Source organism: Paraburkholderia fungorum, assembly GCF_902833645.1.
GTDB lineage: Bacteria > Pseudomonadota > Gammaproteobacteria > Burkholderiales > Burkholderiaceae > Paraburkholderia > Paraburkholderia fungorum.
The window spans coordinates 403,254-424,500 of sequence record NZ_CADFGE010000001.1 but is presented as its reverse complement, the minus strand read 5'-3'; the positions used below and the strand labels follow the sequence as shown (position 1 = coordinate 424,500).

25 protein-coding genes are annotated in these 21,247 nt (G+C 61.9%); 12 read left to right on the top strand and 13 right to left on the bottom strand.

Going from position 1 to position 21,247, the window contains the following annotated elements; all coding sequences use genetic code 11:
• Positions 1-27: 27 nt before the first annotated feature.
• From HWX91_RS01800 to HWX91_RS01780, 5 genes are read right to left on the bottom strand one after another with little or no spacing between them, the layout of a single operon-like run.
• Positions 28-555 carry a cupin domain-containing protein gene (locus tag HWX91_RS01800; RefSeq protein WP_028195931.1) on the bottom strand — a complete coding sequence of 176 codons (528 nt, stop codon included), beginning with the start codon at positions 553-555 and terminating at the stop codon, positions 28-30.
• A 26-nt stretch (positions 556-581) separates the two neighbouring features.
• Positions 582-1,358 (bottom strand): SDR family oxidoreductase, encoded by a 777-nt coding sequence (locus HWX91_RS01795; protein ID WP_028195932.1) that lies wholly within the window; start codon positions 1,356-1,358, stop codon positions 582-584.
• Complete coding sequence (locus HWX91_RS01790) at positions 1,351-2,448, bottom strand: aromatic ring-hydroxylating dioxygenase subunit alpha (protein ID WP_028195933.1); 1,098 nt, start codon at positions 2,446-2,448, stop codon at positions 1,351-1,353. The genes HWX91_RS01795 and HWX91_RS01790 overlap by 8 nt, the downstream gene beginning before the upstream one ends.
• Positions 2,449-2,497: 49 nt before the next feature.
• On the bottom strand, positions 2,498-2,809 hold the full coding sequence (locus HWX91_RS01785; RefSeq protein ID WP_028195934.1) for a recombinase-like helix-turn-helix domain-containing protein: 312 nt from the start codon (positions 2,807-2,809) through the stop codon (positions 2,498-2,500).
• 1 nt (position 2,810) lies between these two features.
• Positions 2,811-3,125 (bottom strand): non-heme iron oxygenase ferredoxin subunit, encoded by a 315-nt coding sequence (locus HWX91_RS01780; protein WP_028195935.1) that lies wholly within the window; start codon positions 3,123-3,125, stop codon positions 2,811-2,813.
• A gap of 441 nt (positions 3,126-3,566) precedes the next feature.
• On the opposite strand from HWX91_RS01780, the gene HWX91_RS01775 reads away from it, so the two are divergent.
• Entirely contained in the window at positions 3,567-4,643 is a 1,077-nt protein-coding gene (locus HWX91_RS01775; RefSeq protein WP_028195936.1) for a porin, read from the top strand.
• A 2-nt stretch (positions 4,644-4,645) separates the two neighbouring features.
• Here the strand turns inward: HWX91_RS01775 and HWX91_RS01770 are convergent, their stop codons facing one another.
• Positions 4,646-5,617, bottom strand: coding sequence for an IclR family transcriptional regulator (locus HWX91_RS01770; protein WP_028195937.1), 972 nt, complete (start codon positions 5,615-5,617; stop codon positions 4,646-4,648).
• A 220-nt stretch (positions 5,618-5,837) separates the two neighbouring features.
• On the opposite strand from HWX91_RS01770, the gene HWX91_RS01765 reads away from it, so the two are divergent.
• On the top strand, positions 5,838-7,523 hold the full coding sequence (locus tag HWX91_RS01765) for an acid phosphatase (RefSeq protein WP_028195938.1): 1,686 nt from the start codon (positions 5,838-5,840) through the stop codon (positions 7,521-7,523).
• Between the two features lie 41 nt (positions 7,524-7,564).
• On the opposite strand, the gene HWX91_RS01760 is transcribed toward HWX91_RS01765, so the two are convergent.
• Positions 7,565-8,239: a DUF4410 domain-containing protein gene (locus HWX91_RS01760; protein WP_028195939.1), complete on the bottom strand. Its 675-nt coding sequence runs from the start codon at positions 8,237-8,239 to the stop codon at positions 7,565-7,567.
• Between the two features lie 163 nt (positions 8,240-8,402).
• On the opposite strand from HWX91_RS01760, the gene HWX91_RS01755 reads away from it, so the two are divergent.
• The 6 genes from HWX91_RS01755 to HWX91_RS01730 all read left to right on the top strand — a co-directional run bounded on the left by HWX91_RS01755 (position 8,403) and on the right by HWX91_RS01730 (position 12,125).
• The gene (locus tag HWX91_RS01755; protein WP_028195940.1) at positions 8,403-8,762 is read left to right on the top strand and encodes a DUF3564 domain-containing protein; all 360 of its coding nucleotides are present in this window, start codon (positions 8,403-8,405) and stop codon (positions 8,760-8,762) included.
• Positions 8,763-9,156: 394 nt separating this feature from the next.
• Positions 9,157-9,906, top strand: a complete 750-nt coding sequence (locus tag HWX91_RS01750; protein WP_028195941.1) for a DNA/RNA non-specific endonuclease — start codon at positions 9,157-9,159, stop codon at positions 9,904-9,906.
• A complete protein-coding gene (locus HWX91_RS01745) occupies positions 9,899-10,159 on the top strand; it encodes a hypothetical protein (RefSeq protein WP_028195942.1) in 261 nt (86 codons plus the stop codon). The genes HWX91_RS01750 and HWX91_RS01745 overlap by 8 nt, the downstream gene beginning before the upstream one ends.
• Positions 10,160-10,329: 170 nt before the next feature.
• Positions 10,330-10,701 carry a hypothetical protein gene (locus HWX91_RS01740; protein WP_028195943.1) on the top strand — a complete coding sequence of 124 codons (372 nt, stop codon included), beginning with the start codon at positions 10,330-10,332 and terminating at the stop codon, positions 10,699-10,701.
• A gap of 195 nt (positions 10,702-10,896) precedes the next feature.
• Entirely contained in the window at positions 10,897-11,238 is a 342-nt protein-coding gene (locus HWX91_RS01735; RefSeq protein ID WP_028195944.1) for a hypothetical protein, read from the top strand.
• A 2-nt stretch (positions 11,239-11,240) separates the two neighbouring features.
• Positions 11,241-12,125 carry a 4-hydroxy-tetrahydrodipicolinate synthase family protein gene (locus tag HWX91_RS01730; RefSeq protein ID WP_028195945.1) on the top strand — a complete coding sequence of 295 codons (885 nt, stop codon included), beginning with the start codon at positions 11,241-11,243 and terminating at the stop codon, positions 12,123-12,125.
• Positions 12,126-12,165: 40 nt separating this feature from the next.
• Here the strand turns inward: HWX91_RS01730 and HWX91_RS01725 are convergent, their stop codons facing one another.
• Together HWX91_RS01725 and HWX91_RS01720 are read right to left on the bottom strand one after the other, a co-directional pair.
• Positions 12,166-12,771: a lytic transglycosylase domain-containing protein gene (locus HWX91_RS01725; protein WP_028195946.1), complete on the bottom strand. Its 606-nt coding sequence runs from the start codon at positions 12,769-12,771 to the stop codon at positions 12,166-12,168.
• Positions 12,772-12,904: 133 nt separating this feature from the next.
• Positions 12,905-13,618 carry a Crp/Fnr family transcriptional regulator gene (locus tag HWX91_RS01720; protein ID WP_028195947.1) on the bottom strand — a complete coding sequence of 238 codons (714 nt, stop codon included), beginning with the start codon at positions 13,616-13,618 and terminating at the stop codon, positions 12,905-12,907.
• A 91-nt stretch (positions 13,619-13,709) separates the two neighbouring features.
• On the opposite strand from HWX91_RS01720, the gene HWX91_RS01715 reads away from it, so the two are divergent.
• Complete coding sequence (locus tag HWX91_RS01715; protein WP_028195948.1) at positions 13,710-14,249, top strand: Mpo1 family 2-hydroxy fatty acid dioxygenase; 540 nt, start codon at positions 13,710-13,712, stop codon at positions 14,247-14,249.
• 26 nt (positions 14,250-14,275) lie between these two features.
• On the opposite strand, the gene rarD is transcribed toward HWX91_RS01715, so the two are convergent.
• Entirely contained in the window at positions 14,276-15,172 is an 897-nt protein-coding gene (gene rarD / locus HWX91_RS01710; protein WP_028195949.1) for an EamA family transporter RarD, read from the bottom strand.
• A 601-nt stretch (positions 15,173-15,773) separates the two neighbouring features.
• Here rarD and egtD point away from each other — a divergent pair.
• Entirely contained in the window at positions 15,774-16,757 is a 984-nt protein-coding gene (egtD, locus tag HWX91_RS01705) for an L-histidine N(alpha)-methyltransferase (protein ID WP_028195950.1), read from the top strand.
• A 26-nt stretch (positions 16,758-16,783) separates the two neighbouring features.
• Here the strand turns inward: egtD and HWX91_RS01700 are convergent, their stop codons facing one another.
• Complete coding sequence (locus tag HWX91_RS01700) at positions 16,784-17,077, bottom strand: acylphosphatase (protein ID WP_028195951.1); 294 nt, start codon at positions 17,075-17,077, stop codon at positions 16,784-16,786.
• Between the two features lie 163 nt (positions 17,078-17,240).
• Here HWX91_RS01700 and hpnA point away from each other — a divergent pair, with 163 nt between their 5' ends.
• Positions 17,241-18,254: a hopanoid-associated sugar epimerase gene (gene hpnA, locus HWX91_RS01695; protein ID WP_028195952.1), complete on the top strand. Its 1,014-nt coding sequence runs from the start codon at positions 17,241-17,243 to the stop codon at positions 18,252-18,254.
• A 207-nt stretch (positions 18,255-18,461) separates the two neighbouring features.
• Positions 18,462-19,031, top strand: a complete 570-nt coding sequence (locus HWX91_RS01690; RefSeq protein ID WP_028195953.1) for a hypothetical protein — start codon at positions 18,462-18,464, stop codon at positions 19,029-19,031.
• 84 nt (positions 19,032-19,115) lie between these two features.
• Here the strand turns inward: HWX91_RS01690 and HWX91_RS01685 are convergent, their stop codons facing one another.
• Positions 19,116-20,288, bottom strand: a complete 1,173-nt coding sequence (locus HWX91_RS01685; protein WP_028195954.1) for a glycosyltransferase — start codon at positions 20,286-20,288, stop codon at positions 19,116-19,118.
• Positions 20,288-21,154 (bottom strand): squalene synthase HpnC, encoded by an 867-nt coding sequence (hpnC, locus tag HWX91_RS01680; protein WP_028195955.1) that lies wholly within the window; start codon positions 21,152-21,154, stop codon positions 20,288-20,290. The genes HWX91_RS01685 and hpnC overlap by 1 nt, the downstream gene beginning before the upstream one ends.
• Positions 21,155-21,247: the final 93 nt, after the last annotated feature.

Here is a 21,247-nt window from a genome sequence, read left to right as displayed (position 1 = left end):
TTCGTGGGGATTTAAAAAACTGAAGACTTAGCGCTTGAGCTTGGCCAACGGCGAATCCGGCGGATACGTCGGCGTGATTGGCTTGGGTGAACCGAGCATCACGCACATCAACGCGTCTTCTTCGCCGATGTTCACCTCCGTGCGATACACGCCCGGCGGCACCGAAATCAGATCGCGCTCGCCGAGCACGGCTTCCCATGTTTCGCCGTCTTTTTCGCAGATCACTTTCATCTTGCCGCGCAGCACGAAGAAGATTTCTTCGACATCCATATGGATATGGCTCGGGCCGATGTTGCCGGCCGGAATCACCATCGTCGAAAACGTGAAGCCGCCGGCGGGCACCGTGTTCATGTCTTTCGCGACGCCGGTGCCACCCGTGCCGACATAGCGCATTTGTGCGCGGCGATACTTCGGGTCGTAGTCGGCCTGGAACTTCAGCGCGTCCCAGTCATAACGGCGCGTTTCCAGGCGCGCGACGCGGCTATCCAGCCACTGTGCAAAGCTCGCGTCCGCGGGTTGTTCCCACGATTTGCGTTCGAGTTCGGCGTCCGCCATCTCTTTCTCCTTTCGATTCGACAAGATCAATTCATCACGAAGCCGCCGTTGACCGGCAGCAACTGGCCGGTCACAAAGCGCGCGGCATCGGACAACAGGAACAGCACCGGCCCGGTAACGTCGTCGGGCACCTGTGCGCGCGTCAGCGCGCGGCCTTGCAGGTAATACTGGTGACGCTCGGCGGGCACGTAAGCGGTGGCTTCGACTTCGGTGAGGCCCGGCGCAATCGCGTTGACCGTCACGCCGTGCGCGCCGAATTCGCGCGCCAGCGAGCGGGTCATCGAGATCACGGCGCCCTTGCTTGCGACATATGCAAGCAGCTTCGGCGCACCCCACATTGCCGTGTCGGAGGCGATATTGACGATGCTGCCGCGGCCCGAGTCGCGCAGATACGGCAACGCAGCGGTACTCATCAGCCACGTGCCGCGCACGTTGACGTTCATCACGGCGTCCCACGTATCGACCGACAACTCGTCGGCGAACTTGCCGCCCGAGTTGGTGATCGCCGCGTTGTTGATCAATGCGTCGAGCCCGCCGAGCTGCGCCACGGCCTGATCGGCAAACTGCCTGACGCTGGCGGGATCAGCGAGATCGAGCGGCAGATACGTCACCGCGTGGCCCTGCTCGACCAGCGACGCCGCAAGCGCGCGGCCTTCGTCATGCAGGACGTCGCCGAACACGACTTGCGCACCGGCTTGCACCAGCGCGCGAACGAACGCCGCGCCGAGACCGCGCGCGCCGCCGGTCACGAGGACGCGCCGGTCTTTGAGTGCCGGCAAAGCCGCTGACGCTTCGTTATGCATGGCTGTGGCCTGCTGCCTCGGTTTGAGTAGAGCCTGCCTGAGCGGTCTGAGCGCGATACGCATCCAGCTCGGCAAAGTGCTGCTGGGCGCGTTGACGGAACATGCGCCGCACGCGCGTCATGCCGACGTCGTGCTGATAGAGGAATTCGTGCTCGCGTGCATTCGGCGCCATGCTTTCGAGAACATAGCGATCCTGTTCCAGCACGGCCCAATGCAGACCTTCGAGGCGGTTGCGATACATGAAGCGCCACGCGTCGCGCTGCCAGCCCGACACCTTGCGCGTGCGCCAGAAGTAAACCTGACAGTTGTTTTCGTCGACGGGCACGGCGAAGCCGATGATCCCGAAGTTGCCGCCCGGGCCGAACTTCTTCTTGTATGGAATCGCGAGACGCATCCACAGCGTGCCGGTTTCACCGAGTTCGACCCAGTCGAAATTCACGTCGCGCTGTCCGACCTTTTCGAACATCAGACCCGTTTCCGTCTTGCGCACGCGCATATCGGCCTGCTTGTCCCCTTCGGCCATCGAGTGCGAAGTCGCATGCAGATAGGCGCCGTGCATCGGGTCCATCACGTTGTCGATCGCGTACTGGTAATTGCACTTCCAGTTCGACATGCACAGGAAGCTCGCGTATTCGTCGCCGACCAGTTCTTCCGGCAGCTCGAGCGGAGCGGGTTCTTTGTGGGCGTCGTCGCCGAACCACAGGAAGATCGCGCCGGCATGCTCTTCGACCGGATACGACTTCACGCACTTCTGGCCTTCCAGCGGGCAGTTCGAAACAGCCGGGACTTTCGTGACCGTGCCGCCGCCGTTGATTTCAATGCCGTGATACCAGCATGCAACGCTGCCGCCGAGGTTCCAGCCGAGCGACAGACGCGCGCCGCGGTGCGGACAGCGGTCTTCGAGTGCGTGGACTTTGCCTTCCTTGTCGCGCCACAGCACGATCTGGTCGCCGAGACGCGTGATGCCGACCGGCGCGTCGCCGACCTGCCAACTCGGTGCGACCGGATACCAGTAATTGCGCAAGCCACGGTTCAGATAAGACTGGATCGGGTCGGCCGCGTCTTGAGTCGTTGTATTGGGGGACGTCATAAAGAGACTCCGGAAACGAAAGCGATGAGACGTGTTCGGGAGAGCGCGCTTATTCGGCGAGCAGGCGGAATTCGGCGGCGAGACGCTCGGCGTCCCATGCGTTGCCTTCCGGAGTGCGGAAACCCACGCGGTTCAGGCCGTCGGCAACTTCCTGCAATTCATTCGCGCCGGCTTCGAAAACTTTTTCGAGCGCATCGCCAAAGTCGTTCTCGTATTGGGTCGGCTCCGCCTTACGCGTTTGCCAGATGAAGTTTTCGGTCTCGCCTGGTTTCTCGATCACGCCCTTGCCGGCGACGTTGTTCGGCTGCGGCGCGAGCCAGGGCTTCAGGAAGGGATTGAAGTTCACGATTTGCTCTCGCATGTCATTCCACCTTGATCTGGATTTCTTCGCCGGCGAGACGCACCGAATACGTCTTCAGGTCGCGGCCACCGGGCTCTTTCAAGCATTTGCCGGTCGGGATATGGAACACGGCTTCGTGTAGCGGGCATTCGACGGTGTCGCCGTCGACAAAGCCCTGCGTCAGCAATGCGTATGCATGAGGGCAGACGTTTTCCAGCGCGTACAGCGCATCGCCCACCTTGTAAATGCCGATTTCCGTGCCGTCGAGCTTGAACTCGAGCGGCGCGTCTTCGGACAGATCGCCGGCATGGCCGGCGCAGCGCCATTGTTCAGTCATTTCTCGCCTTCTCCTGAAGCCTTATGTTCCATATAAGGAACATCAGTTCGTGTATGGATAATTATAGGAGTGGCTTCGGCTCGAAAAAATAAAAATCTGAGCTGCTAGGGGAAAACACTGACTGTCGTGTTCACAACACAGCTTTGCGTGAACAGAAATGAATCGGCGCATCGGCTGAAGAGCCTTTTAGGGCGTGGCTTTGCTCATTATTCTCAGACGAATCGACCGGTCGTCATGCGGGTTTGTACGGGGTCCGAAAATTTATTTTGACCACTTCAAGACTCACTATACTTTTCCATAGGCGATACAAACGCCCATAGGTGAAACAAATAGCGACGCAGTTTTGGCGCATAAACCCGAAGCTGCATTCAACCCAATGCAAAGGATCAGGGACGACGAAATCAGCGCGAGCTATCCGTCGTGTGATCAGGAGAACCAACGGTGAAGCACATCATTGCGGCGGCCGGCTTGACGGCAATCTGCGCAACGACTGGCGCATGGGCGCAAAGCAGTGTCACGCTATACGGCAGTCTGGATGCCGGTATCGCGTATATCAGCAATGCAGGCGGCAGTTCGAAGTGGATCGAAGAGCAAGGCAACATGCAGCCGGATCGCTGGGGCCTGAAGGGCGTTGAGGATCTGGGCGGTGGTCTGAAGACCGTTTTCCAGTTGGAAAACGGCTTCTATACGAACACTGGTGCATTCGCCAAAGCGGGCACGCTGTTCAATCGCCAAGCGTTCGTGGGCTTGAGTTCGGATCAGATCGGCACGGTGACGCTGGGTCATCAGACGCCGTTCAGTTTCGACATACTGGGCCCGCTTAGCACGGCCTATCTGGCGGCGAGCTGGTACGCGTTCCACCCGGGCAATATCGACGAGCTTGCCGACACAGGCGTGGTGCCGTTCGACAACTCGGTGAAGTTCCGCTCGGCGAGCTTCGCCGGCTTCTCGGTCGGCGCAATGATGGGTCTCGGCAACACGACCAACTTCTCCACCGGCAAGACACTGAGCTTCGCACTTAGTTATGCGAACGGTCCGTTCAAGGCCGGCGCGACCTATGCGAACGAGCACAACCGTACGCCGTCGATCGTGACGACGGGTCTCACCACCTTCCAGGGTGTCGCCGCTGCGAACTACAGCGCGGACAAAGTCGAGAACATGGGCGCGGGCGCGTCATACCAGTTCGGCAAGCTGCTGGTGCACGGTTTGTACACGCGCGTGAAGCTGGAGTCGGCCGGTCATTCGGACACGTATCAGAGCTACGACGTGGGCGCGAACTATCAGTTCACGCCGTTCAACACCGTCGCAGGCGGCGCGGCGACAACCACGTTAGCCGGCCATCGCTGGACGCAGTTCATGATCGGCGATATCTACGCGCTGTCGAAGTCGACGCAGTTGTACGTGAATGCACTGTATGAGCGCGCGGGCTCGAATACGGACGCCGCGTTCTTCACGGCAGGGGTGTCGAGCGGGCGGAACCAGACGATTTTCCTGACGGGCATCCACCACTCGTTCTGATGTCAGTTCGCCGCAATCAGTCTGCGGCGCGCTTGAGCCGCGGTCGGATCATCCGGCCGCGGACGATAGCTGAGGCGTTCGGACAATTCGAGCGCCGCCTGACAAACCGCGACGATAAGCGGCTCGCGTTCTTCTGCTTCGCCGATATCGGAACGCGGAATGGTGACAGTCAACGCGGCCGTGATCTTGCCGCTCTGGTCGCGCACCGGCGCGCTCACGACCGAAATACCACGTTCAAAAGACGCTTCGCTCACGGCGTAGCCTAGCGCCGCGCTTTCGCGCACACGTCCGTATAGTTCTTCGACAGTCGCGGGCGTGCGTTCGGTGAAGCGTTCGAGTTGCGGCTCGGGATACAACTGACGCAATTCTTCGAAACTCAAATCGCCCATCAGCACCTGGCCATGCACCGTGGCATGCGCGGGCAGACGCGTGCCGACATGCACCTTCACCGAACTGAACATCGGCTCATGGGTTTGCGCCTTGGCGACGAACACCACGTCGCGCTGGTCACGGATCAGCAGATGCGTGCTCAGGCCGGTCGCGTCGCGCAGGCGTTCGAGAATCGGCGTGCCGACATCGGTCAATTCGAGCGAACTCAGGTATTCGAAGCCGAGCCGCAGCACCGCGACGCTCAGGCGGAAATAGCGGTCGCCGTTCACGCGTTCAAGAAAGCCTAGCGCTTCGAGCGTTTGCAGTAGACGAAATGTGGTGGTACGCGGAATGCCGATGCGCTTTGACAATTCGGGCGCGCCGAGAATCGGTTCGCGCGCGCTGAATTCGGCGAGGATGCGCAAACCGCGCTCCAGCCCAGGCACGAGATAAGTCGATCCGCCGGTGCTCTCTTCATCGGTGGAATCGGGTGAGTTAGCGCCCTCCGCCTGGGACAGCGTCGCTTCGTCCTGCGAAGCCGGAGCGGCCGCGCCGCGTGGCTTCATTTGCTTGCGTCCCGCTCCTGTCTGCTCTTCTTTTGCCATCTTGGCTGCCGTTTCTGCTGTTTCTGCTGTTCGTCGGATACAGAGCAACATGATAGCGCGAAGCACGTGGTCTCCCGCACCGTCGCCTGCGTTTCGCGCGGTGCTATCCCGGTGCTATCCTTTGCAGCGATCCATCGCGCCCCAGTGCCGCGCGCACGCCGCCCCAAGCGGAGGCGATCTGATTGTTAAGCGCCCGCCACGCCAATTTCGGAATCTACCGATGACAGACAACGACCCCACCCTGCCGCCGAACCCCGACAACGCCCCCGACGATCCCGAACGCCGCCGTGTCTTGACCGGGATCGCGGCGGTCGGTATCGGACTCGCACTGACCGGCTGCAAGACCGAACAAAGTACCGCGAGCGGCACCGCGCCGCGCAGTGCCGCGGACTTGCGGCTCGACGCCGCGCTACACGATCAGGTCAAGCAGATCGTGGTGATCTACGCCGAAAACCGCAGTTTCGCGAACCTGTACGGTAATTTTCCCGGCGTCCAGCATCCGCTCGATGCAGTGAGCGCCGAGCGTTATCTGCAACTCGACCGCGACGGCACGACGCCGCTGCCGCGTCTGCCGGCCATCTGGGGCGGTCTCGTGCCGCAGGCGCAAGAAGTGGACGGCAAGCGCTACATGATCGGCCAGAAAGACATCGCCAATCTGCGCAACGGCCCGTTTCATATCACCGACGCGCAAGGCGCGCCGCTGCCGACCGGTGTGATCACCCGCGATCTGGTGCACCGTTTCTACCAGAACCAGATGCAGATCAACGCCGGGCGCAACAATCAGTTTGCCGCATGGGGCGATTCCGGCGGCCTGGTGATGGGGCACTACCGCAACTCCGCCGACACGCTGCGTCTGTGGAATCTCGCGCGGCAATACACGTTGTGCGACAACTTCTTCATGGCGGCGTTTGGCGGTTCGTGGTTGAACCACATCTTCCTGATCTCGGCACAGGCGCCCTTCTATCCCGACATCCATAACAGTCCGGCGAAGAAAATGGTCTCGGTGGTCGACGGCGACGATCCGACCGGCACACGGCTCAAGCCGGCGCCGGACTCGCCCGCGTCCGCGCTCGACGGGCCGCCGAAATTCGTCAACGACGGCGCATTTACGCCCGACGGCTACGCCGTCAACACCATGGCGCCGCCTTACCAGCCGAGCAATGTGCGGCCGGCCGAGGGCGGCAATCCCGCGTTTGCCGACCCCTCGAATCCGCGCGTCATGCCGCCGCAAAACTACGCGACGATCGGCGACCGTCTGACGGAAAAAGGTGTCGACTGGGCGTGGTACAGCGGTGCGTGGCAGTACGCGCTGGAGCATCAGGACACGGGCGCGGTGCCCGATTTCCAGTACCACCATCAGCCATTCAACTACTTCGCCAATTACGCGCCGGGCACGGCCGCGCGGCGCAAGTATCTGCGCGACGCGGGCCTCGGCGACGACGCTTCCACCAATCGCCTGATTGCGGATATCGATGCCGGGCGCTTGCCGGCAGTCACGTTCTACAAACCGCAGGGCGACCTGAATATGCACGCGGGGTATGCGGACGTCGCGTCGGGAGACCGTCACATCGCTAACGTGATCGAACATATTCAGCGCGGGCCGCAATGGGCCAATACCGTCGTGGTCGTCACGGTCGACGAAAACGGCGGCTGGTGGGATCCGGTCTCGCCGCCGAAAGGCGACCGCTGGGGGCCGGGGTCACGAGTTCCCGCGCTGGTGATTTCGCCATTGGCGAGGAAGGGTTATGTCGACCACACGGTGTACGACACCAATTCGATTCTTCGTCTGATTAGCCGCGTGCATGGGCTGGCGCCGCTCGATGGGGTGGTCGCGCGAGATCGGGCATTCGCGCAGAATGGCTTGGCCCCGCTAGGCGATTTGACCGGTACGCTGGATCTGGCCTGAGCCGTTTTTACCTGTCTCGAAGGGGTGAGCGAGCGCATCGATCACTGCGCCACCCCGTGCAGTTTCGCAATCACCGAATCCGAAATCTGCTGCGCGGTTTTGTTGATCGTCTTTTTCTCATCGCCGCCCGCCATCACGAACTTGGCCGCGATCACGTACGGATTGAGCTTGATGACCGCGCCGGGCTTGCCCTTGCTGTCGGCTTCTTCGACGGCCTGGTAAAGCGGCGGCAAATCGGCCGCGGCAAGGCTGTCGCACGATACCGCTACCTGAATATCGTTCTGACCCGCACCAAAACCGACCATCGCGCGTCTTAGACGATTGCCGTCGTCGACACTCAGAAATACGCCCCGCACCTGCCAGCCCGCGGTGGGCAGCGGCTGCGCGGGCACAAGGCGGCGCGCGTCGACGCCGCCTTGCTTCAGATCGGCTGTCAGCGCATCCGCCATCTCGTTCACGATGTCCTTTGCGTGCTCCTCTGGATTCTTGTCCTTGCCGAGCGGCCCGGGGCCGGCCGGCAAAAGACCACGCAGGCGGCGCACACGCTGCCCCGGCCCGCTGTCGGGCGTCACGCTGGACGCATCGAGTTCGAAGTCGGCCACGTAGACGATGGGCGCCGGCGCAGCGAACGAAGCGCTATCCGCTGCGGCAGCGAGGGTCGATCCCGCGCCCAGGCATCCTGCCACCATCGAGAATTGCAGACATCGACGCAGCATGGCACGCCTCCACGGTTGATGGTCCAGACGCGGCTATCGTACAGCCGCATTCATCGCGCGTACGTTTTTTCGCATCCGATCGCGATTCCTTTTTCGCCTTGCATAACACGCGCTGCGACATAGACTGATAAAGCATTACTTCGCACTTTGTACGGAACCTGCCATGCGCCTGACCATCCTCATCAACGGTTCCGATCCCACCGTCAGCCACGATTACGCTGTGCTATGGCTCGACACCGACGAACATCGGTGGTCAAGGGAAGCACATCAAGGGATCGATCTGCCCCCTTGGGGCGAATTACACGACGAGAATGGCGTGACCACCCTCTGTGCACCGAGCACGGATGCACCGCTGTGCACGCTGCGCGGCTTGCACGTCGACCGCAAGCAACGCGTGAGCGCGGCGCAAGGCGCAGCAGCCTGGACAGCGTTGCGCACGCGTGCGCCGACCAGCGGTTTCTGGCGCTTGCAAGCCGTCGATCGCCAGAACGTGCATGCCGAACACAGCGTGTTCGGTAATTAGGTTCGAGCGCTTTTTTCGTTAGGCGAATTTTTTACGCGCACACCGCGCTGCCGGCGCGGTCAACGATTCGTGCGCGGGTTCGATCTTCAACGCACGCCTCGCTCTGCGCCATGCCGGCTTAAGTCCTTCTTAAGTTTGCATGCGTAGAGTTGGAAATCCACGCATTAGGGTCGCTGCAAAGCGGCCCGTTTTTTTTGTGCAAAGCTTTTGAGGCTTTGCGCCTGCGTTTCTTTCGCCTCTTTCGCTTCTCCCTCTTCTTCCGCGCGCGGCATTTTTATCGCTGCTGGCGCCGCACAAACAGCCTTCCACCTCCCGTGTTCCGCGGCGTTCCACCTCGCTCGCTAAGGGTTCGCAACGCTATACTTGCGCCCCCGATCCTTCAACTGACTTACACATGAAGAAGTGGTTTGCCTGTCTGCTATTCGCCGTTGCCGCTCATGCGAGCGCGGCGCCCTCCTGCACCCAGTTCACCCCGAATGCGCAATGGCCGGTTCTGACCAATCAGAAGATGGCACCAAAAACGCGCATGCTTTGCTACAGCGATTTCGCGGTGCTGCATTCGGGTATCACGCATGGTCCGCTATGGTCCGCCGAGCATCTGACGCGCGACCACATCGAAGCCGCCAAAGACATGATCCGCACCAACAAATTTTTCGAAGACGCGCGCTTGCCTGACGGCGAAGGCGCCACGCTCGCGGACTACAAGCGCAGCGGCTTCGATCGCGGGCATATGAGCCCGGCGGGCAATCGCTGGACGCAGGAAGCGATGGCACAATCATTTTCGCTGGCGAACGTCGTGCCGCAGAACCGCGAGAACAATCAGCGCTTGTGGGCACGTATCGAAACGTCGGTGCGCAAGATCGCGACGTCGTACGACGACACGTATGTCGTCACCGGGCCGATTTTCAGCGGCCAGCAATTGCAGACCATCGGACCGACACGCGTCTTCGTGCCGACGCAATTGTTCAAGGCGGTCTACGTGCCGTCCCGCAAAATGGCGTTCGCGGTGGTAGTGGACAATGTCTCGACCAACCGTTACGACATCCGAACGATTCACGAACTCGAGGCGGCCTCGGGCATCCGTTTTCCGGGTATTCCGGAGAATCTCAAAGACCAGCGACCGGGAGGACTGAAAGGTGTTTAAACCCTATTCGAACGATGACGACGTGCTGAACATCCAGGGCGATGCACTCACCGTCAGCAACGGCACCGCGCGCGTGGTGTTGAATGGCACGCTGGAACTGACGCGGGACCAGCGCGGGCTGAAGGCGGCATTGGCATTGAAAGAAGCGATCGACGCGGTCGTTGCTGCGTTGCAGGCGCAGGCCGATTTGCCCGCGAAGGTGAAGGACGAGCCGGATGCGAAACCGGGCGTTGTGCAGAATCCGTTTCAATAGTGCGTTCACCGAAACGGCTCTGATTGATTCAGCACCCCGATCTGTATCCGCCGTTACGTTTTGTCACCAGAGCATCGTCAACTGCTGTCTTCCGCTCAACGTTAAACCGGCAGCGCTGAAACATTTCAGCCGCGACACAAAGAACAACCGGTTCAACCAGGAGTTACATCATGAAGACGCTTTTCGCTGCTCTCGCTTCCGCTCTCGTCGTGTCGACCGCATTCGCACAAACCGCAGCGCCGTCGGCCGCGCAACCCGCACAAACGCAACCCGCCGGCCAGGCGAATCTGAAGGCAAGCACCGCCGTGCAAACCGGCGCCGCGAATGAAGGCACGGCGGCAACGAAAGCGCCGACCAAGGCCGCGACGAAGGCGCATGTGAAGAAGGCTTCCGCCACGCATACGGCGAAGACGCATAAAGCCACCAAGAAGACCGCTGGCGACACAAGCGCAAGCAAGACCAAGACGGAGAGTGCGAAAGAGGCCAGCAATGCCCCGGCAAAAGCCGACGGCGCAAAGACCGACGCGACAAAGACGCAATAACACGTGATCGGTTTTCGGCACGCACCGGCCACGCATGCGTAGTTAATCGAAGCCGAACTGTGCCGTTCAGGGAGGGCGAGTCTTGCGACTCGCCTTTTTTTCGTCAGGGGCCCCAATTTTTGCACTGTGTTTACCCGTAGACGTCTAATCTCGAACTGTCCTGATCAACCATGGCGTCAACGAACGCCGCATTAAATGGCTCTCACGCAATCAATCGACAGCTTCGAAACGCAGCCGCTCAGCGCGCCGCCGGCCCAACGCAACAATGTCATTCCTTTCCCCACGGCTCGCGCCCGCTTGCAAGTAACCCTGCCCCATCCGCCGCACGATCTTCCCGGCACCCAACTGCGCACACTGCTTCATTCTCCGCTCGGCGTATACGTGGTCAGCACGGAAGCCGTACGTGAAGAAGTACGCGTGCAACTCGATATCGCACTCGACGACCTCGACTTCACCCTGCATACGCTGATCTCGACACTCCCCGCCGCACTGATCGGACCACTGAAGCGCCGCCATGCCGTCGCAAAGGCTCGCTAACCATGTTTTCAGGTATCTGGTTGCCTATCGTTACCCCGCTGCGTAATGGCGAAGTCGACGTCGACGCGTTGCAACGCCTCGCGGACTACTACCTGAGCACGGAAATCAGCGGTTTTGTTGCCTTGAGCACGACGGGCGAAGCCGCTTTGTTACAGGAATCCGAACGCCTCACCGTATTGCAGGCGCTGAGCGATGTAATCGGCTCCCGCTTGCCGATGCTGATTGGCGTCGGCGGCTCGAGTACGCGCGACGTCCTGCATGATATCCAGCGTTATGAACGCTGGGACTGCGCGGGTTATCTGATTTCGCCACCGTCGTACGTATGTCCGGATCAGGCTGGCGTGCAATGGCATTTCGAACAGGCGGCCCTCGCCACCGAACGCCCTATCGTTTTGTACGACGTGCCGCATCGGACCGGCGTTGCGATTGCACCGGACACGGTGGCGCGCCTGGTCGAGCACGGCAACATTGTCGCGATCAAGGAATGCGTCAAGGAACACTTCGGCAAGCTGCGCGGCTTGCCGATCAACGTGCTGTGCGGCACCGACGAAGCGCTGGACGACTGCCTGCACAACGGCGGCACAGGCGGCATTCTGGCCAGCGCGCATGTCTGCGCGGATCTTCTGGTCGCAGTACAGGAATTGATTCATGCCGACCGCGAGCAGGATGAACGCAACCTGTTCGCCAGCCTGCTGCCCGTGTTGCGTCTGCTATTCGCGGCGCCTAACCCGTCCGCGATCAAGGCAATGCTGGCGTTCGACCATGCCATGACCGATGAAACGCGTATGCCGATCACGCGCGCTTCGGCACAACTCGTTGAACGTCTGAGCACTGCGCGCGACAGGTTGCAAGATCTGCGCGCCGAGTTCGCCGGGGCGATGAGCTAAAAGCGCTAAACCAGAAACACATGCGCCACGAATGCGTTAATCATTCGTGGCGCAAACTTGCGTCCAGGCGCTGCATCCGCAGCACGACACGCCGCGCGTACCCGCGGCCGCCGCCGCTGTAGCGAAGCAGCGCGGCGTCGAGATCGCCACCGCTCTCGTCAAGGTAAGCACGCAAGATGGTCGTGCCGATCCGCACGTTGATCGCCGGATCGGACAAATCAGTTGTGCCCGCAATCAATTGAGGATGCGCCGCGGGCAGCACCTGCATGAGCCCACGCGCACCCGCGTTGCTGAGCGCGTGGCGATCGAAACTCGACTCGACCGACATCACGGCAAGCAGCAAGACCGGCGAGATGGCGTGACGGTCGGCTTCGGTCAATACCGCGCGCGCAATCTTCATGGATTCCAGCGGGGCGACGCGAAACTGCGCACGCAGCATGGCGGTGATATCGCTGAGTGCCGGCAAGCCGGCGTCAGGCGTTGAGTCGCTCGCGGCCGTTGAAGCGGCCAACGTCGATTGCGCGTCGGCAGCGTGGGAGGCAGCGGCAAGCGAGAAGACGAGTGCCGCGAACAGCGTCTTCAGGCCGAATTTCGAACTAGGATCGTGTTGTGTTTGCACACCATCCAGAGCGCTATTTCCATGCATATTTTCGCTTCCTGACCGGGGTAGCTAGACCTTACCGGGCTTGGTGTAGCGAATCGCCAAAGAAATAGGGGCGCGCCGTAAAATGCTTATAAAGACGCGTCGTCGTGCGCGATCTCAGCACGACCCGGTTCGATCAATCCGCGGCCGGATTCAGATCGGCTAGCGCGCTGAGTTTCTGCACATCGGCGATTTCGATTTCCGCATAACGCAACTTCAGCGCGCCCTGCGTTTCGAATTGCTTGAGCACCTGATTGATCGTCTGCCGCGACAAGGCCAGCATCATCGCCAGGTCCTCCTGCGGCACCTTGAGTACGCGCCGCATTGCACCGGGTTCGCCGTAGCCGCCTGCCATCAGCAACAAGCGCCGCGCCACGCGCGGCGCGGCGGGCAGCAAGGCGGCCTCTTCAATGGCGTCGAAAGCGAGGCGCAGTTTTTGCGTCAGCAGCAAACCGAAAGCATGCCAGTACTCGGGCGTGCGTTCGAGCAGCGCGGCAAGCGCCGCACGCGGCACATGAAACAGCTCGGCATCACGCTCGGCATACGCGTCATGGGTTCGCGGGCGCTTATCGAACAGCGCGATCTCGCCGAACCAGTTAACCGGCTCGATAACCGCAAGCAAGGCTTCCTTGCCGGCCGAACTCGCCGCGCCGATTCGCATCAGGCCGTCGAGCACGCAATAGAGGCCGTCGTCGGAATCGCCACGCGTGAAAAGCCGTTCACCGGCAGCAAGGCGCACGATACGCCCCGCCTGGATCAGCTGCGCCTGCATGGCAGCGGGCGCCGAGCGAAACCACGCGCTGGGCGCCAGCAGCGCGGCAAGCTCATTCGATGAAAAACTCGCAGTCATAGGACGGCATCCGTGCCCGATTGTCGGCTACCCGATGGTTTCAAATTCCGCTGCCCGCGATTATGCTGACTTTGATTGAGGAGCGGCATCCATGAGAACGCTGACACAACAGCTTACGCAATATGCGGCCTACCATCGCGACCGGCGCAATATCGCCACGCATTTCGTCGGTATTCCGATGATCGTGCTGGCGCTGGCGGTGTTGTTGAGCCGGCCGGCTCTCGGCCTGGCCGCGCTGCCGTTTACCTTGTCGCCCGCGTGGGTATTGTTCTTCGCGGCGACTATCTATTACCTTGTGCTCGACGTGCCACTCGGCATGATGATGGCCGTGGTGTCGATACTGTGCGTCGCGTGCGGACAATGGCTCGCCGCGCAGGCTACGCTCACCTGGCTCGCCTCGGGCATCGGCCTCTTCGTGATCGGCTGGGTGTTTCAGTTCGTCGGCCACGTCGCCTACGAACATCGCAAGCCGGCTTTTGTCGACGACGTGATCGGCCTGCTGATCGGACCGCTATTCGTGCTCGCTGAAGCGTTGTTCGGTTTCGGCTGGCGGCCGGCGCTGCGCGAAGCGATCGAAGCGCAGGTCGGCGCGACGCGTATCAATGCGGATCGCGCAGCGGTGCACCGCTAAAGCGCTGCGCCTTCGGCGCCATAAACTCAACGCGGCGCGAACCGAACGAGCCGCACGCTATGCAATGCCGTCAGCGCAACTGCGATCCAGATCGGAATATAGGTGGCCAACTGCGCGGCGTTGAGCGTCTCGCCAAGCAACGTGATCGAAACAAACACCAGCAACACCGGTTCGACATAGCCGAGGATGCCGAACAACGCGACCGGCAATAAACGGCTCGCCTTCAGATACGAAGCGAGCGCAAGCGTGCTGAGCGCGCCGAGGCCAGGCAACAACAGACACCACATATCGACACGTCCGCCGATCATCGCCAGCGACCCGCCAATGAAGATGAACACAGCCGCAGCCGGCAATAGCAAGCACATTTCCACCGTGAACATGGCGAGCGAATCCTGGTTGATTTTGCGGCGCAGCACGAAATACGGCGGGTAGCCGAGTGCGACGAGCAAGGTGGGCCACGAAAAGGCACCCGTCATCCACAATTCGTGCGCGACGCCCAACGCGGCGCAGATCACAGCGAGCCACTGCAAACCGTCGAGGCGCTCGTGATAGTAGAAGCGTCCCACCAGCACCATCACGAGCGGCAGCAGAAAATAACCGAGCGAGACCTCAAGCATGCGCCCGTGCAACGGCGCCCATAGAAACACCCACAGTTGCGCACCCAGCAGAACCGCGCTGACACCCATCGCCATGGCAAGCCTCGGCTGCATCACCATACGGTAAAGAAGTTGCCGAAGAATGGGCAGACGTTTGCGCAATACGATCAGCAGCAGCGCGCCGGGCACGGTCCACACGATGCGCCAAGCGAAAATGTCGAGGCCGCTCAACGGCGCAAGCAGCTTGGCGTAAGCGGACAGTAAAGCAAACATCGCGGACGCGCCGACGGACAGCGCAATACCGCGCTTTCGGTCATACTGGTTCATTGCGCGGCCCGTGATGCAGTTGCCTGGGCGTGCGGTGCAGGTGTGTGCGGCGCAGCATGGGGCTGCGCGCCTCGAATTGTTGTCATTGGAAGTGAAGTCTCTCGATCTGGCAGCGCGTCTTGTGGTGTGATCAGCGCTGCGCTTTTTGTCTTCGGCAGGCGATGCAAGCGGGCGTAAGCGAACGTAAGCGGGCATTCTAGACGGGTTCGCGACCAACGTGCCCGTTCGCTCATTGCAGGAAGCAGCAATTTTCCCCGTGCGCATCGTGCGCCGATGCACTAGAACATAACTTCACGTGCGCGTGGCCGATCTGCAACTGCAACGCCGGCAATTTCCCGTGCAGTTGCTCAAGCGCGAATCTTGCTTCGAAGTCTGGCGACGCCGTTTGCAACCTCATCCGGGACATCACGGATATTCGTAGTAACGGTCAGCCGTCATTTGCAACCGTCATCTGCAGCATCAACGAGCCGGGCCGGTAAAGGCAGTCCATACGGACTTGAGCCAGCCCTTCTTTCCCGCGGCACGTAGCACCTTCGTTTCACCGCGCATGCCACCGCCCGGCCAGCAATCCCGCTCATCGAATGTGACTACTGGAGCCAGCATGACCCAGCCAGCCCTATCGCACGACGCGTCGCCCGATCTATTCCGCGCGACCTTTGCCGCCGCCGTACGCGCCGGACTCACGCATACGCCGCAGAAAGAACTGCCGTCGAAGTATCTGTATGACGAAGTCGGCTCCGCCCTATTCGAAGTGATCACCGTTTTGCCCGAATACGGCGTGACACGCGCCGAGGAACAGTTGCTGACGAAGCACGCGGCGGATATCGTCGCGCATTTGCCGCATGACGTGACCGTTGCCGAACTGGGCAGCGGCAGCGGCCGCAAAACGCGGCGCATTCTGGAGGCGCTGTGTAAAAAGCGCCCCACTTCTTACTGCCCGATTGAAATTTCGCGCAGCGCGTTGCAGTTGTGCAGGCGCGAACTCGGCGACATCGAGCGCATCTCGATCGTCGGTTATGAACGCGATTACCTGGCGGGACTGGCCGAAGTGAGCAGGAACCGCGCGGCGGACGAGCGCTTACTGGTGCTGTTTCTCGGCAGTACGATCGGCAATTTCGGCAGACTCGCGGCAACGCGGTTTCTACGCGATATCCGCAACATGATTGCGCCCGGCGACGCGCTGCTGCTCGGCACGGACCTGATCAAACCGACGCCGGTGCTGATAGCCGCCTACGACGACGCGGTCGGCGTAACCGCGTCGTTCAATCTGAATCTGCTGGCGCGCATCAATCGCGAACTCGATGGCGATTTCCCGCTCGATGCCTTCGAGCACGTCGCGCGCTTCAATCCGGACGCGCGCAGCATTGAAATGCATCTGCGTGCGAAGCGCGATCTCACCGCGCACGTGGGCGCCGCGCAATTGACGGTCTCGCTCAAGGCAGGTGAGACGATCTGGACCGAGAGCAGCCACAAATATCGCGCGGACGAGGTGCCCACGATCGCAGACGATGCGGGCTTCGTATGCAGCCATCAATGGATCGAAGACGGCTGGGGCTTTGCGGAGAGCCTGCTGGTCGCGCGTTGAGCGCGGCTCGCGCCGCTCATTGCTGCTCAGTGCTGCTCGAACCGTTCGTAGCGCTTTTCGGTGGCGCGCTCTTCGCCGGTCACTTCGGTCACGCGCGCCGCCGGCGGCCCGTGACGCAGCCACGAGAGCATCCGGTCGACCTGGTTGGCCGAACCCTGCAAGATGGCTTCGACGGAACCGTCGTCGAGATTCGCCACCCATCCCTTGATACCGAGCGCGTGAGCCTGCCGCACAGTGGCGTGGCGAAAGCCCACGCCCTGCACGGTGCCACGCACCCGCACGTAATACGTTTCGATCCGCTGATCCAGATCCGGGGCCATGCCGTCCTCTCCTCGCAATTCTTTCAAGCCGGCATTCTAGTCGCGCCGCGACGAGAATGCTCGGCCACGTTTCAGTTCGCCCGCGCATCTGTACCGCCCGGCGCGCCACGCGGCACGCGCGACACGTACAATCCGTCGACTGTCACGCAGGGAATGAAACAGAATGACCGAACAGAATCGCGATCTCGTGCTCGTTACCGGCGCATCCGGCTTCGTCGGCTCGTCGGTGGCGCGCATCGCGCAGCAGAAGGGTTTCAAGGTGCGCGTGCTGGTGCGCGCCACCAGTCCGCGCAAGAACGTCGAAGCGCTCGACGCGGAAATCGTGGTCGGCGACATGCGCGACGAAGCGTCGATGCGCAACGCGCTACGCGGCGTGCGCTATCTGCTGCACGTGGCGGCCGACTATCGCCTGTGGGCGCCGGACCCGAGCGAAATCGAGCGCTCGAATCTCGAAGGCACCGAGGCGACCATGCGCGCGGCGCTGAAGGAAGGGGTCGAACGTATCGTCTACACGAGCAGCGTGGCCACGCTGAAAGTGACCAGCTCCGGCCAATCCGCCGACGAAACCTCGCCGCTCAAAGCCGACCAGGCGATCGGCGTGTACAAGCGCAGCAAGGTGCTGGCCGAACGCGCGGTGGAGCGCATGATCGCCGAGGACGGCCTACCGGCGGTGATCGTCAATCCGTCCACGCCGATCGGTCCGCGCGACGTCAAGCCGACGCCGACGGGGCGCATCATCGTCGAAGCAGCGCTCGGCAAGATTCCCGCGTTCGTCGATACGGGGCTGAACCTCGTGCATGTGGATGACGTGGCGGCCGGCCATTTCCTCGCGCTTGAGCGCGGCAAGATCGGCGAACGCTACATTCTTGGCGGTGAGAATCTGCCGCTGCAACAAATGCTCGCGGATATCGCGGCGCTGACCGGGCGCAAGGCGCCGACGCTGAGTTTGCCGCGCTGGCCGCTTTATCCGCTCGCCGCGGGCGCCGAAGCCGTCGCCAAGATCACAAAGCGCGAACCGTTTCTCACCGTCGACGGTCTGAAGATGTCGAAGAACAAGATGTACTTCACGTCGGCAAAGGCGGAACGCGAGCTCGGTTATCGCGCACGGCCTTATCGCGAGGGCTTAAGCGATGCGCTCGACTGGTTCAGGCAGGCCGGATACTTGAACAAGGCCTGATAAAGCCCAGACGCGGGCAGGATCGATCAGCCGCGCAAACAGCAGCGGGCCGCTTCGGCGGCACCACCGAGGTCACGCAAGTCACGCAGGTCAAGCCCGCGTTCCGGCGTGACCTGCACGCATTTTGTTACAACGTCACTGTGTTAGCGACAGGTAAAAGCCTACGCGCAGCAGTTAAAATCGTAGGTCTTACCAGAGAAACCTCGCATGAATCTTCACGAACAGCTCGGCGCGCTGGAAGTGGGCGTCGATCAGCTCATCCAGGCTGTCGTGGCCCCGCAGGCCGAAAACATCCCCGAGACATCCGCAAACGTCACGGCGCAAGAAGCGCCGGCAGCCAGTCATGCCGCGTCAGCAGCGGCAGCGGAGCGCGTGGCGCCTGAAGCCGCGAGCGCAGCGGTAGATGCCGCGGAGTCCGCACCTGCGCCCGCCGGAGAACCGGCCGCCCGGTTGCAACCCACACTCGAAATCAACCGTCCCGCACAGAACGAGATCACCATGACCATCGGCGGTCAGACGGTGGCGCTACGCGCCGAACAGATCGGGCAGTTGATCGAGGAGTTGTCGAACGCACGCGCCTCGATGACGCCGGAACCGCCGCCGGGCATCCCGCCGGGCTGGCGCTTCGTTTCGACGAAAAATCCCGTCATGGCCGTGCAGAAACAGTCGAATGGCGATCGTCTGCTGGTCATGCGCCACACCGGTCACGGCTGGGTGCCATTCACGTTCTCACCCGACATGGTGATCCAGATGTACATGATGCTCAGCAAGGCCTGATACAAAGCCAAAGCCTGACGTAAAAAACGGCGCCCCAGGGCGCCGTTTTTCTTTTCGTCCGATAATTCGATGGATTTACGACTTTTAGCGCTCCTGCACCGGCGCCTGCACGCGCGCCTTCCATTGGCCACCCTTGCCACGCCAGTAACGCAACGCTGAGGCAAACGTCGCGCCGACATAGAACAGCGCCACCAGCGGCAGAAACGGCGCCCACAGCGGCGAGCGGCGGTAATAGCCGAGCATCGGCGCATACGCGCAGCACATTAGCGCCCACGCGAGCCACGCAGGCCAGCCCAGCGGTCCGAGCACCAGCGCGGCCGCGGGCGGTATCAGGTAGATGATCGCCATGCCCAGCAAGGTGCCCGCCAGCAGCAGCGGCGAGTAATGCAACTGCGTAAAGGCGGTGCGCGCGATCATGTTCCAGATATCGCGCCAGCTATCGTAAGGACGCAGCGACACGCTGCGCGCCGCCACATCCAGCCGGATCGGATGACGCCCCGTGCCGCGATGCTTGATCCGCGCGGCGAGGCTGCAATCGTCGATCAGTTCGGCACGAATCGACTCGATGCCGCCCGCCTCTTCGAGCGCGCTGCGCCGGACCAGCATGCAGCCGCCCGCAGCCGCAGCCGTGCGGTTGCGCGGGTTGTTGACCCACGAGAACGGGTACAGCTTGGCGAAGAAAAACACGAAGGCCGGAATCAGCGCCTTCTCCCAGAACGAATCGCAGCGCAGACGAACCATCAGCGAAACGAGGTCGCGCTTTTCCGCGTCCGCACGGACCACGAGTTGCGTCACAGCGTCGGCCGGATGGCCAATGTCCGCGTCGGTGAGCAGCAGGAAATCGGCCGGCAGGCCAAGCGTGCGCACCGCCTCGATCCCTTGCGACTGCGCCCACACCTTGCCGGACCAGCCCGGCGGCAGCGGCTTCGCGCTCAGCACCGTCAGGCGGTCCGGGCATTGCAATTGCAATGCGGCCGCGCGGGCAGCGTCGGCGGTGCCGTCGGTGCTGTGGTCGTCCACCACGATCACATGGAATTCGCCGGGATAGTCCTGCTCGAGCAGGGTGGTGACGGCTTGCGCGATCACATCGACTTCATTGCGTGCCGGCACCACGGCGGCAACCGCGGGCCACGTTTCACGCGGGTCGAGCTTCAGCGGCGTGGCGGGACGCGCCCGCCAGAAACCGCCGCGCGCGAACAGCAACAGGCACCAGATCAGCAGGGAAAGACAGGAAAGAAGAAACAGAACCACCACCATTAAGCATTACCCTCGAGTGAACCCGCTTCTACGCCGACGCGCCGCGACAGGCGCATCACCACAGTGCGTATCGCGACGACGCACCAGTCAAAAGTGTTGAGCACCGGCCGCTCGGCAAACACGTCGTAGCCGGCCTTCTCGATTCGCTCGAGGATACGCAGGCCGCCGTGTATCGCGCCGCACAGCTCGATGCCCAGCCGTCCGGGAATCCGCAGCGCGAGCGGCGCGCCGCGTACCAGCGTGGCCCGGACAAACGAAATCTCGTAGGCCATCAGCTTGACCCATGCATCGTCGACGACGCCTCCCGCGATCTGCGCCTCGGTCACGTTAAAGCGCCGCAGATCGGCGAGGGGCAGGTACAGCCGATCCTTTTTCCAGTCGGCGGCGACGTCCTGCCAGAAGCTGATTAATTGCGACGCCGTGCAGATCGCATCGGCGTCGGCGAGATTCTCCGGCGTGGCGGCGCCCACCAGATGCAGCATCAGATGCCCAATCGGGCTGGCCGAGTGGCGGCAATAGTCGAGCAAGGCGGCCCGGTCCGCGTAACGGTTGTTGTCGATGTCCTGACCGCAGGCGTGGAGCAGATCGTAAAACGGCGCGAGCGGCAGTTTATACTGCGCGATCACGCTGGCGAGCTTGCCGAACAGCAGCGGGTGCACCGGTGCCGCACGCCGCTGCGCTACCGCGTCGAGGCCGGCGCGAAAGTCGGCGAGGCGGGCATGCCGCTCGGCCGGGCTCCAGTCGCCTTCATCGGCGATGTCGGCGGCGGTGCGGACAACCTGATAGATAATGCCGACAGGCGCGCGCAGCGCCTTTGGCAGCAATACGCTCGCGACCGGAAAATTTTCGTATTGATCGACGTCCATCCAGCGAGCCTCGAAACCATTCTGTAATGCGGCAGCCAATATGGGCCGCAGGACCACGTAGTTTAAGGGTTCCGTTAAACCGGTGCAGCCTGC